The following is an 11848-nucleotide window of genomic DNA, read 5'->3' as shown; positions in this document are numbered from 1 at the left end:
ATCGACGATCAGTGGTGGGCCGCGTGGTCATCCGACTCGTCGGCTTGCGGTGTGGCCTGCTGCAATTGTTCGCGTTGCTCATCGGTGAGCAGGTCGTGCATGGCGTTTCGCATGCGCACCATCTCCGCCATCATCTCGCCATGGAGTTCCGCCATCTGAGCATGAATGGCTTGGACCTCTTCGGGGTCGGGACGCTCGCCATGCATGGCAGCCATCAGGTCATCGCGCAGATTCATCAGCTGCCCCATGCGCTCGAACTGGGCGGGGCGATGCTCGCGCATGAGTTCGCGCATCTCGTTGCGCTGTTCGGGCTCGAGCATCTGCATCATGCCTTTCCCGTCATCCATCATCGGGCAGGGCATCATGCCACCGCCCATCATGCCGGGGCCCATGCCACCGCCCATCATGCCGGGGCCCATGCCACCGCCCATCATGCCGGGGCCCATGCCACCGCCCATCATGCCGGGGCCCATGCCACCGCCCATCATGCCGGGACCCATGCCACCGCCCATCATGCCGGGGCCCATACCGCCGCTCATCATGCCTCCGCCTTGCCCCATACCCTGGGCAAAGGTCAGGCTGGAAGCGGTGCTACCGATAGCCAGGGCGAGGCCCGTGGCAATAGCGAGCTTGCGCAGTTTCATGTCTTACTCCTATGAGCGTGAACGCTCGTGGTTTGCTGCCGGAATTGGCGAGCGTCCAGTGGGACGTCACCGGGAATTGCCGCAAGACAGGTGGGGCATTGCAGAGGAGTCAGGGACGCAGGCGCTGCGTCAACAGATAGAGTGGTGGGTTGGCAAGCGTGGGAGCGGCACTGGGCAGGCCGATGGTGACGGCGACGGGAGGCGGTGTCACCGCGGGAACAGGGCGATGGCAAGGAGTGCCATCGACGTCCAGGCGCTCCGCACGCAGCAGGAGCTCTGCGGCATGTTCCCCGCTGTGGCCGTGCTCGCAGTGTGGCGCAGGTGCTGGCGGGTTTGCTTGCGCAAGGCTTTCGACGACGGAATGTGGGGATGCCGGCGCTGGATGCGCCATTGCCTGAACGCCGAACACCACGGCCATCGACAGCAGCAGCAGGCTGAAAAGCCAGCTGCGGCACCACCCGCGACGGGTGATGCAGTGCTGTGAGGGTGTAACGGCCCGCTGCAGCATGGCGCGGTGCTCCGACATGATAGGCAATATCAGAATAGACGAACCCGCTGAGCCTCCCTTTGACTTGTATCAATCAGCATCGCTTTTCTCAACCTGGGTGTCGCACATAGGTTGTTGTTTTCTTGCTTTTTTTGGGCATGAGAACAGGGGCGCTTGCGACGCGCTTGCGAGCATGGAAGACTAGGCACGACCCTGACCTACACTCGGTTGATCCATTTCGATGCGTTCTCGCCCCTTCGCCTGGCTGCTCTGTCTCCTCTTCGGCATCGTGCTTACCCTGCCGCAGGTGGCCCTGGGCGACTGGAAGTACGCTGACGCGGATTGCCAGACGGGCACCTCTTCGTCTCTGGACGCTGGCCTCGTGTTCGAGGCCGACAACGGCCAAGCCCAGGGGGGCGAACAACCCGCCTGTACCAGTGCAACACCGGTTTGCTCCAGTGCCGGCCTAGCGCTTGCCTCAGTGGCCCCTCGCTCACTCGAGCCTCGTCGGCCCGTCGACACGACGCTTCTCCACGCCCCTCGCGAGCGACCGGAGCGTCCTCCGCGGGCGTAGCGCCTGCCCCTTTCTGAATGATGCTTGCCCGCACAGCGGTGTCGCTGTGCCCGGCATTGGATTCGGAATGTCGATGCTCAGCGGCATTCACACTCAATTCGCCGCAGGTGCGATGGCTCCAGCCATGTGCCTGCAAGGAGCACAAGCGAGATGAACTATCCCGATATCGATCCGGTGGCCATCGCCATCGGGCCGCTGCAGATCCACTGGTATGGGTTGATGTACGTGGTGGGCTTCGTCGCCGCCTGGCTGCTGGGGCGTCCTCGCGCCCATCGCCTGGGGCTCACTCATGACGATATTGGCGATCTGCTGTTCTACGCCGCCATTGGCGTGGTGGCCGGAGGACGCCTGGGTTATGTGCTGTTCTACGGTATGGAGCAGTTCCTGGCCAACCCGCTGTGGGCCTTCCGGCTCTGGGATGGGGGAATGAGTTTTCATGGCGGCCTGATCGGCGTGCTGCTGGCGGCGCTGCTCTTCGCACGCAAGAAGAATCTCACTTTCTTCCAATTGACCGATTTTATCGCACCGCTGGTACCGATAGGCCTGGGCGCCGGGCGCATCGGCAACTTCATCAACCATGAACTGCCGGGACGTGTCAGCGATCTGCCCTGGGCCATGCCGTTCCCGCACCTGGGGCCGGAGCCGCGCCACCCTTCGGCGCTCTACGAGTTTGCCCTCGAGGGGGTGGTGCTGTTCGTGGTGCTGTGGTGGATTTCGAGCCGCCCCCGGCGCAGAGGCTTGGTGTCAGGGCTGTTCCTGCTGCTCTATGGCGTCTTCCGCTTCGCCGTGGAGTTCGTGCGCCTGCCCGACGCCCATATCGGTTTCATCGCCTTCGGCTGGGTGACCATGGGTATGCTGCTGACCCTGCCGATGATCGCTGCCGGCGCAGCGCTTATCGCATGGTCGCGGCGCCAGGAGCGCGATGAGCAAGTCGCGGCGTCGACTTCCGCGCAAGAGGCGAGTTGATGGTTGCCTGGTTGACGAAGCGTGCACGGCCCCGGGGGCGTCGCTCCTGGGGCAAGTTGGCTATTTTCATGCTGATAGCGCATGTGGTGGGGTTGTTTTCGTCGGTGGAAGCGCTGATGTCGAGTCGCACGTCCCAGGGGGCAATCGCCTGGATCGTCTCGCTCAACACCATTCCCTACGTCGCGGTGCCGACCTACTGGATCTTCGGGCGCAACACGTTCGAAGGCTATGTCACCTCGCGGCGTGACGAGGATTCCGAGCTGGCCCGAGCCCTGGCGGACAAGCTGGGCGAACTGAGGGCGCATGGGGTCTCGTGGCCGCAGGAGCATCGTCATTTGGCCGGCGTGGAGCAACTGGCCAAGCTGCCTTACCTGGGCGGTAATGACGCCACCCTGCTGATCGATGGTGAGGAAACCTTCGCCAGCATCTTTGCCGGCATCGAAGCCGCAGAGCGTTACCTGCTGGTGCAGTTCTACATCGTGCGTGACGACGACCTTGGGCGTGAGCTTCAGCAGCGCCTCATCGCCAGGGCCAGCGAAGGTGTCGAGGTCTATTTCCTGTATGACGAGATCGGTAGCTACAAGCTGCCGAACGCCTATCTGCAGGCGCTGCGCGACGCCGGGGTGAACGTGCACCGATTCCACTCCACACGTGGCCCGGGCAATCGCTTTCAGCTCAACTTTCGCAATCATCGCAAGATCGTGGTGGCCGATGGCGCGAGGGCCTGGGTCGGCGGCTTCAACATCGGCAATGAATATCTGCAAGGGCATGAGGATCTTGGCCCTTGGCGCGACACCCATCTCAAGCTGGAAGGGCCGGCGGCGCTGGCTTTGCAGCTCGTCTTCATCGAGGACTGGCACTGGGCCACCGAGGAGGTTCCCGACCTGCCCTGGGAGCCGTCCGTGCCTTCGGTCAATGGGGTGCCGGCGCTGATTCTGCCCACCGGCCCGGCGGATCGCTTCGAGACCGCCAGCCTGATGATCCAGCAAGCGATCCATTCCGCGCGCGAGCGGATCTGGATCTCGAGCCCTTATTTCGTGCCCGACGAGGGGGTGCAGGGCATGCTCAAGCTGGCGGCGTTGAACGGCATCGATGTCAGGATTCTGATTCCTGAACGACCGGACAATCTGCTGACCTTCTACGCGGCCTACGCCTTTCTGGGGCCGCTGATCGACGCCGGGGTCGAAATTCATCGCTATCAGGAGGGCTTTCTGCATGGCAAGGCGTTTCTGGTGGACGACGCCTGGGCTGCCGTGGGCACCGTCAACCTCGACAACCGCTCCTTCCGCCTCAACTTCGAGGTGACGGCGCTGATCATGGATGGGGAGTTTGCCAGCGATGTGGAGGCGATGTTCGAACGGGACTTTGCCAGGTCGCGCCAGATGACGGTTGAGGACCTACTCGACCGGCCGCTTTGGCATCGTGTGGCGGGGCGGGGCGCCTATCTCTTTGCCCCCGTACTTTGAGCCGGCGCATGGAGAAGCCGAAGCCCGTGAGGTGTCGACTTTTGCAGAGGATCGTTATGATAGGGGCATTTTTTATTAGTTTCCTAAGGTTAGACAGGCAAGAGGCAACGCTATGAATCTGTATGCTGTGGTACGTGAGTGCAACTGGACCTTGCGACGCCAGACCTGGCTGTCCCTTGGCCTGGGCATATTGGCCACCTTTCTGCTGGCCGGGATGAGCTGGGCCGAGGAAGATGCGGCGGAAAACGGTAATGCGACAGAGGAGGAGTGGCCCAAGGGACACTACCCCCTGCCCGAGCGGGGCGATGTCATCGGTAAGGATTACGTCGTCGAGGCGCGTCAGGACGAGACGCTGATCGACATAGCCCGCGCCAACAACGTTGGCTACGAAGAGATCCGCCGTGCCAACCCCGATGTCAGCGTGTGGATGCCGGGTGAGGGCACTGAAGTGCTGATTCCCGGCCGCTTCATCCTGCCCCCGGTGGAGCGCAAAGGCATCGTGATCAACGTGGCCGAGCTCAGGCTCTATTACTACCCGCCGACGAGAGAAGGTGAGACACCGCGAGTCGAGACCTATCCCATCGGTATCGGTCGCGAAGGCTTCGATACGCCCTTGGGCATCACCAAGACCACCATGCGGCTCAAGGACCCGGCCTGGTACCCGCCGCGCTCGGTGCGTGAGGAGGCGGCCGCTCGCGGCGAGACGGCGCCCGCGGTGGTGCCGCCGGGGCCGGACAACCCGCTGGGCAGGCACGCCATCCTGCTCGACATCCCCGGTTATCTGATTCACGGCACCAACCAGCCCGACGGGGTCGGCATGCGCGCCAGCCGTGGCTGCGTTCGCATGTTCCCCGAAGACATCGAGTCGATCTTCGACCGTGTGCCGGTCGGCATGCAGGTGCATCTGATCAACCAGCCGATCAAGGCGGGTTGGGACGGCGACACGCCCTACGTGCAGGTCTACGAGGCGCTGGGCGAGCAGGAAACCGGCATGGCCAACCTGATGGAAACGCTGGCCATGCTGCAGCGTGACGACGACGAGCCGGCCACGGCCCTGAACTACGAAATGCTGCGTGAGCTACTCGAGAACCCCAGCGGTGAGGTCATTGCCCTCACGCCCGCTCCGGAGCCGGAACCGGAGCCTGAGGAAGAAGAAGAGAGCCTGCTCTGGCGAGAGCTGGCGGTCTAGCCTTGATCTAGCCATGAACGAATCGGGCGCCCTTGGGCGCCCGATTCGTTTTCAGTGCTGATGGGCCTGGGCGTACTGCTCGTCCTGCTCATCTGCCAGGCCATGGCGAATGTAGTGCACTACGGACCAGATTTCCTTCTCGCTCAGCTTGGTGTCGAAGCGCGGCATGGCGCTCTCGGCATTGCCCTCGCTGATGATCCAGGCATATTCCGCGGCGCCATGGGCGGGCCCGTGCAGCGCCAGGTTGGTGGGGCTGGGATCGAAGTAGGCGACGGCAGGCGCCAGGCCATCGCCTTGGCCCAGCGGGCCATGGCAGGCGGAGCAGTACTGCTGGTAAACCTGCTCACCGCGGGCAAGGGCTTCGGTGCTCAGCGGCAGGGGGTTCTCACGGGCTGCCCATGCCTCCGGCATGGCCCGATCGTGAGCATGCTCATGCGCGTGGTCATGTGCGTGGTCATGATCGTGCGCATCATGAGCCGCTTCCGCGTGCTCGTCGTCGTGGGTGCGATGAGCATGGCCATGAGCAGGGTCGTGCTTCGCCGCGCTGCCTGCGTGGTCGTGACCCTGGTGGACATGGCCGTGATCGTGCTGATGACCGTGATCGTGGGTCGCCTCGCTGCCATGCTCCTGTTGGTCATGGTCATGGTCATGGTCATGGTCATGGTCATGGTCATGGTTATGCGCCGCATGGCTCACACTCGTCGGAGCGGCATGCGTATGTGCCGGCTCGTCATGCGCGAAACTCTGCGTGCCGGCCAGCAGCATGCCGGCCATGAGTACGGCGGCTCGGGCGGTTGTTCCTGGCATGGCGGGCTTGCCCGACAGCAAGGGGGCTGAATAGGTGAGAAGGGTCGCCATGGTGGGCTCCTGATAGACAGCATACGAGGTCAATGGCGCTGGCGCGCCGGGTCGTTAGCGGCAAATCAGGCGGTTCTGGGAGGTCGCTCATCCATGAAGCAGGGAGGAGTGGGCCGGACCCCGGTATGGCAAGGGGGCCGCGTCGCCAGGGCAGGCGAGCTCAGGGTCGCAGTGAGCGGCATGGCCCCACTCATGCAGTGGCTGCTGCTCAGGCAGCTGACCTGGCACTCGGTCACATCGGTGTGGGCCGTCTGGCCGCAGGCGGGGTGCTCGTCTCGGGCTGCCTCATGCTGGCCATGGGCGGCATCGCGCACAGCGTCCACGCTGGCAAGTGCCGTTGAGCCTGCCGACAGCGACAGGACCAGGCACAGGCTGACCAGGACAAGCAGTATTCTGCGCATGAGCGGCTGGTATCCGATGAAGAGCTACCCGTTCATCATCGCGATGTGAAGAAAGGCAGACAAGCGCCGCCGGCTCGCAAGCCGCGAAAAGTCACCATTTCCTGATCTCGGTCAGCCGACCTCCCCGAACGCAAGAATCTTTCAGGCAAGGTATGGGCAGGACTCAGGTTGCTCCCCCTCTCCCGAGCATGAAATACTCCGGTTACCACTGGCTCATACGTCCCTACCTCCATGCGTCGATTCTCCTGGCACTGGCTACTGAGCCTGTCGCTGGCCCTGATGTTGGTCATCGTGCCACCCGTGGTTGCCGGTGGGCACCATGGCGATGCTTCCTGCCTGGATAGCCTGATAGCCCAGGAGCAGCCGCTGGCCTGGGAAATGACCGATCCGGATGAGCCGCATTCCTCCGCAGCGTCTCCCTGCTGCCTACCCTGCCTGCAGTGCGGAACCGTCGTGATGTCGTCGGACGGTCGCGCCTTGGCGTCTTCATTGATCTTGTTCGATGCCGTTCCCGACGGTCCTTTCGGACCGCCGGATCCCATCGAACGCCCTCCTCGGGTCTGAACCTCTTTCCCCTGATGGCGCCGCGGACGATCGATTCGCGGTGAGAGCGTACATGTCTCGAGGACAAGTCAATGAAACGTCGTGAATTTCTGGGCTACTCGGCGCTGGGCGCGCTGTTGCTGTCGACGGCTGGCACCATGGGTTACGCCCTGTCTCGCCAGCACCCCCATGGGGTACCGCCTGCCAGCCTGGCTGCCTTGCCGAAGGGCGGCCAGCCGCTGCAGCCGCTGCCGCGTATCGTCAACCTGAGCGAATCCGCCGGCCGTTTTCGCAGCGTGCTGACCCCGGCCCCCCACAGCGTGCCCCTGAGCGATGAGCTCGAGGCCAGGCTCTGGCTCTACAACGGCAAGGTGGCGCCACTGATCGAGGTGAGAGAGGGCGATGAGCTGGATATCACCCTGATCAACGAGCTGGAGCAGGAGACCACCTTGCACTGGCACGGCGTGCCGGTACCGCAGGCGCACGATGGCGCTCCCTGGGACGCCGTGGCGCCGGGTGAGTCGCGCCAGTACCGCTACGTCTTCCCCAGCGGGAGTGCGGGCCTGCACTGGTTCCACCCCCACCCTCACGAGGGCACGGCCAGGCAGGTGGCGCATGGCCTGGCGGGAGCGCTGCTGGTTCGCCCTGCCGAGGATGCACTGCCTGCCGGGGTCGAGGAGCACCTGCTGGTGATCAGCGACCTGCGCCTGAGGGCGAATGGCGAGGTCGCGCCCCATACCGCCGAGGACTGGATGAACGGCCGCGAGGGCGAGCTGCTGCTGGTCAACGGCCAGCGCGAACCGCGGCTCGATGTGGCGCCGGGCTCTACCTTGCGCCTGCGGCTGATCAATGCCTGTGCCGGACGCTATCTGCGCCTGCGTCTGGATGATCACGAGTTGATCCTGATCGGCACCGACGGCGGGCCGATCGAGCGGCCGCAGCCGCTGGAGGAACTGCTGCTCACTCCGGGCGAGCGGGCCGACCTGCTGGTGCGGGTCAGCGAGCGGGCCGAGGGACACTTCCAATTGGCCAGCCACCCCTACGAGCGTGGCTGGATGGGCGACAGGCCGCCCCATCTGGACGACGTGGCACCGCTGCTGGCGATTCACACGCTCGACTCGGCGGTTCAAGCTCCCATCGCACTGCCCGAGCGCCTGGGCCGTGTCGAGCCGTTGGGTGAACCGGCAGTGCAACGCCGGGTGGAACTGACCGAAGTGATGCCGGGCCATGACGATCACGGTGCCGGCCACGGCGACCCGCATGCCGGCCACGGCGACCCGCATGCCGGCCACGGCGATCCGCATGCCGGCCACGGCGATCCGCATGCCGGCCATGGCGATCCGCATGCCGGCCATGGCGATCCGCATGCCGGCCATGGCAGCGGCAGTCATCATGGTACCCACGGTCCTGGCCATGGGGCTGATCATGCAATGGACCAAGCGGCTGAGCGCCCCGAGGTGGATTTCCTGATCAACGGTCGTGCCTTCGCCATGGATGAGATTCTGTTCGAAGGCAAGGTGGGCGAGGTGGAGGAGTGGGAGGTCTTCAACAACTCCCACATGGATCATCCCTTCCATGTGCACGGTACCCATTTCCAGGTGATCGCCACCCGCGATGCCGAAGGCGAATGGCAGCAAGCGCCTTGGCTGGCCTGGAAAGACACCGTCAATCTGGCGCCTTATCAGCGTCTGAAGCTGCGAATGGTGTTCCGTGAACCCGGCGACTGGCTGTTCCATTGTCACATCATCGAGCACGAGGAGCTCGGCATGATGGCGACGATCCGCGTGAGCTGAGCCGCTCGCTTCCTGGCGTCACGCGAGCGCGGGGCGCCCCAGAGCGGCCGTTCTTACTTCGGCAAAGGCTCCACCAGCCCCAGCGCCACGCAGAAGCGCACCAGCTCGGCCAGGTTGCCGGCACCCAGCGCCTTCATGCCCCGCAGGCGGTAGATCTCCACCGTCTTGGCGCTGACGTCGAGGCGCTCGGCGATCTCGCGGCTGGTCAGGCCCTCGGCCACCAGCACCAGGATTTGGCGCTCCTTGGGGCGCAGGGCGTCGTAGCGCGCGCGCAGGGTGTCGATGCGCTCGCTCACGGCGCGCTGGCGCCGATACTCGGCGAGCGCCTGCTGCACGGCGTCGATCAGCTGCTGCTGGTTGAAGGGTTTCTCGATGAAGTCGAAGGCGCCGGCCTTGAGGGCGGCCACCGCCATGGGCACGTCGCCGTGGCCGGTCATGAAGATCACCGGGGCGCTGTCGCCACGCTCCAGCAGGCGCTGTTGTACCTGCAGGCCGGAGAGACCGGGCATGCGTACGTCGAGCAGTACCGCATCGAAGCTTGCGGGGTCGGCGGCGAGAAACGCCTCGCCGTCGGCAAAGGCGCGCGTGGCCAGACCTACGGAGTCGAGCAGCCAGGCCAGCGAGTCGCGCAGTGCCTCGTCGTCGTCGACCACGGCGATACGGGGGGCACGAGTAGGCTCGGTCACGGCTGGCTCCGGGGCGGCTTGCTGTGGATGGGGCTTGGTTCGGCCAGCAGTGTACCGGTAAAGGTGGCGCCCTCGGAACCGTCGGTCAGTGCCAGGCTGCCGCCCATGGCCTCCATCAGCGAGCGGCTGATGGCAAGGCCCATGCCGAGGCCCTCCGGACGGCTGGAGTGGAACGGTGCGAAGATGGCCTGAGCGTCGTCGTCGGTAACGCCGGGACCCTGGTCGCTGACGCTGAAGGTCACCTCGCGCCGGCCGCTGCGTCGTGCGCGGATCTCGACCCGCACGGCGGCAGGCCGTTCGCGGCTCGCTTCCAGCGCGTTGAGCAGCAGATTGACCAGCACCTGCTCCAGGGCGATGGGGTCGGCCATCACGCGGGGCAGCGTTTCCGGCAGGTCATGGGTCAGGCTCACTCCGGCCTGCTGGTACTGCCACTCGCACAGCCGGCAGGCGGCATCCACCACCTCGAACAGCGCGACCGGGCGCGGGCGGGTCTGTCCCTTGCGCACGAAGGTGCGAATGTGGCGCAGCCGCTGTGCCAGTCGCTGCACCTGGGTGTCGATCCGCTCGAGGGGCAGCGCGAGGTCGCTGGCCGGGCGATTCGGATCGGCACGCAGTTGCAGCAGCGCGCCGCTGACGTAATTGGCAATGGCCCCCAGCGGCTGGTTCAGCTCATGGGCGATGTTGGAGGCGAGCTCTCCGGTGGTGGCCAGCCGGTTGGCGTGGGCGATCTGTTCCTGATGGCGTCGCGCCTGGGCCTCGGCGGCCTTGCGCAGGCCGATGTCGCGATTGAGCAGCGAGAGGTGGTCGGGCTCGGCGCCGGGGCCGCGGTGGGCCAGCACCACGCTGAGCACCGGCACCGGCCCCTTGGGGCCCGGCATCTCCAGCTCGCCGCTCCAGGAGCCGTAGCGGGCCACGGCGGGCAGCACGATCTCTCGCAGGATGGCAAGCGAGCTCGGGGTATAGGCCCGCTCGAGCCGGGCATCGAGCCCTTCGCGCGGCAAGCCCAGCAAGCGTCGCGCCGCCTCGTTGGAGTAGAACAGCCGCTCTTCGCCGTCGCAGAACAGCACGTAGTCGGTGGTCGATTCCACCACCCGGGCCAGGCGTTCGCGATTGGCCTCGGCGCGAATGCGCCGGCCCACGTCGCGGGAGACGCAGAGCACGTCGATCAGCTCGCCGGTGGCCGGGTCGCGGCGGGTGCGGCTGGTGGTCTCGAACCAGACGTAGTGTCCGTCCTTGGCGCGGAAGCGGTAGGTCTGCTGATAGAAGCCGTCGTGGTAGTAGACCCGTGGCGACTTGTTGAGCAGATCGGCGAGGTCGGATGGGTGGAACAGGTCGTAGGCCGAGACGCCGATCAGCTCCTCGGGCTCGTAGCCGAGCAGGTCGCGGGCGGCCTGGGAGGCGTAGAGGAAGGTGCCGTCGCGGGCGTGGCGCGAGATCAGGTCGGTGGTGCTCTCCGCCAGCCAGCGATAGTGGCGCTTCTCCTCGACGAGCTCGGCGACTCTCGCTTCGAGAGCGGCCTTGTGGGCCTCGAGTTCGGCCAGCCGGGCGCGCAGCGCCTCGCGTTCGTCGGCCATCAGCGCGCCGGGTCGACCAGGCCGCCGAGCGAGGCGTTGCGCCGGAACCAGCCGGCGATGCTGGCTCGCGGCAGGCGGGTGGGCAGCACCTCGTGGGGCACGGTCTCGGCGAGAAAGCAGGCGAAGTTGCCGGCTTCCGGGCGTACCCGGGCCACTTCGCGTTCCGGTTCGTCGGCGGCGAAGATCGCCATTTCCCCGCCGCCGTCCGCCGGCCAGCCGGGGTTGAGGTAGCCCACCGTGGAGACCACCCGGTTGGCGCGTCCGCGAAAGCTGTCCAGATGCTTCTTGTAGAAGGCCCCGGGCGGGTAGTGGGCGAAGTGCGCCTCGTATTCGAACAGCCCCAGGAACAGCGCCTGATTCAGTTCGCGCTGCAGCTCGCCCATGGCTTCGAGGTAGCGGCGCTGGGCCAGGCTCTCACGGTCGAGCCAGCGGATGGCGTCGCCGCGGATGTCGCGACGCAGCTGGTGCTCGTCGCCGCGGCCGATGCCGGCGGCAGCCAGGGCGTCGCGCTCGGCCATTTCCATCAGCTCCCGATGCAACTCATGGCACAGCTCGGCGTCGAGAAATCCCTCGCCGACGAACCAGCCCTTTTCGACCAGGGCATCGACCAACTGAGGCAGGGCATTGGCCGCAAAGGCCGGGCGAGTGAGCAGCGACATGAATGCGA

General features: G+C 65.5%; 12 protein-coding genes. 6 read left to right on the top strand and 6 right to left on the bottom strand.

Features of this window, described 5'->3' with window-relative positions; genetic code table 11:
* Positions 1–8: 8 nt before the first annotated feature.
* The gene (locus HOP53_RS07975) at positions 9–644 is read right to left on the bottom strand and encodes a Spy/CpxP family protein refolding chaperone (protein WP_234269519.1); all 636 of its coding nucleotides are present in this window, start codon (positions 642–644) and stop codon (positions 9–11) included.
* Positions 645–753: 109 nt separating this feature from the next.
* Entirely contained in the window at positions 754–1152 is a 399-nt protein-coding gene (locus HOP53_RS07970) for a hypothetical protein (RefSeq protein ID WP_234269518.1), read from the bottom strand.
* Between the two features lie 703 nt (positions 1153–1855).
* On the opposite strand from HOP53_RS07970, the gene lgt reads away from it, so the two are divergent.
* From lgt to HOP53_RS07955, 3 genes are all read left to right on the top strand, one after another.
* Positions 1856–2671, top strand: a complete 816-nt coding sequence (gene lgt / locus HOP53_RS07965; protein ID WP_234269517.1) for a prolipoprotein diacylglyceryl transferase — start codon at positions 1856–1858, stop codon at positions 2669–2671.
* Entirely contained in the window at positions 2671–4137 is a 1467-nt protein-coding gene (gene cls, locus HOP53_RS07960; protein WP_422677597.1) for a cardiolipin synthase, read from the top strand. The genes lgt and cls overlap by 1 nt, the downstream gene beginning before the upstream one ends.
* Positions 4138–4249: 112 nt before the next feature.
* Positions 4250–5326 carry a L,D-transpeptidase family protein gene (locus HOP53_RS07955; protein WP_234269515.1) on the top strand — a complete coding sequence of 359 codons (1077 nt, stop codon included), beginning with the start codon at positions 4250–4252 and terminating at the stop codon, positions 5324–5326.
* Positions 5327–5377: 51 nt separating this feature from the next.
* On the opposite strand, the gene HOP53_RS07950 is transcribed toward HOP53_RS07955, so the two are convergent.
* Positions 5378–5737, bottom strand: coding sequence for a c-type cytochrome (locus tag HOP53_RS07950; RefSeq protein ID WP_234269719.1), 360 nt, complete (start codon positions 5735–5737; stop codon positions 5378–5380).
* Between the two features lie 21 nt (positions 5738–5758).
* Here HOP53_RS07950 and HOP53_RS21565 point away from each other — a divergent pair, with 21 nt between their 5' ends.
* From HOP53_RS21565 to HOP53_RS07935, 3 genes are all read left to right on the top strand, one after another.
* Positions 5759–6163 carry a hypothetical protein gene (locus HOP53_RS21565; protein ID WP_267955219.1) on the top strand — a complete coding sequence of 135 codons (405 nt, stop codon included), beginning with the start codon at positions 5759–5761 and terminating at the stop codon, positions 6161–6163.
* A 653-nt stretch (positions 6164–6816) separates the two neighbouring features.
* Entirely contained in the window at positions 6817–7149 is a 333-nt protein-coding gene (locus HOP53_RS07940) for a hypothetical protein (protein WP_234269514.1), read from the top strand.
* A gap of 71 nt (positions 7150–7220) precedes the next feature.
* Positions 7221–8921 carry a multicopper oxidase family protein gene (locus HOP53_RS07935; RefSeq protein WP_234269513.1) on the top strand — a complete coding sequence of 567 codons (1701 nt, stop codon included), beginning with the start codon at positions 7221–7223 and terminating at the stop codon, positions 8919–8921.
* A gap of 53 nt (positions 8922–8974) precedes the next feature.
* On the opposite strand, the gene HOP53_RS21650 is transcribed toward HOP53_RS07935, so the two are convergent.
* From HOP53_RS21650 to HOP53_RS07920, 3 genes are read right to left on the bottom strand one after another with little or no spacing between them, the layout of a single operon-like run.
* Positions 8975–9607 (bottom strand): response regulator transcription factor, encoded by a 633-nt coding sequence (locus HOP53_RS21650; RefSeq protein WP_086511136.1) that lies wholly within the window; start codon positions 9605–9607, stop codon positions 8975–8977.
* Complete coding sequence (locus tag HOP53_RS07925) at positions 9604–11181, bottom strand: PAS domain-containing sensor histidine kinase (RefSeq protein WP_234269512.1); 1578 nt, start codon at positions 11179–11181, stop codon at positions 9604–9606. Before HOP53_RS07925 ends, HOP53_RS21650 begins: the two co-directional genes overlap by 4 nt.
* Positions 11181–11840: a 2OG-Fe(II) oxygenase gene (locus HOP53_RS07920; RefSeq protein WP_234269511.1), complete on the bottom strand. Its 660-nt coding sequence runs from the start codon at positions 11838–11840 to the stop codon at positions 11181–11183. Before HOP53_RS07920 ends, HOP53_RS07925 begins: the two co-directional genes overlap by 1 nt.
* Positions 11841–11848: the final 8 nt, after the last annotated feature.

The organism is Billgrantia ethanolica, from assembly GCF_021404305.1.
GTDB classification, from domain to species: Bacteria; Pseudomonadota; Gammaproteobacteria; order Pseudomonadales; family Halomonadaceae; genus Halomonas; species Halomonas ethanolica.
This window is presented reverse-complemented; position numbering and strand designations above follow the sequence as displayed.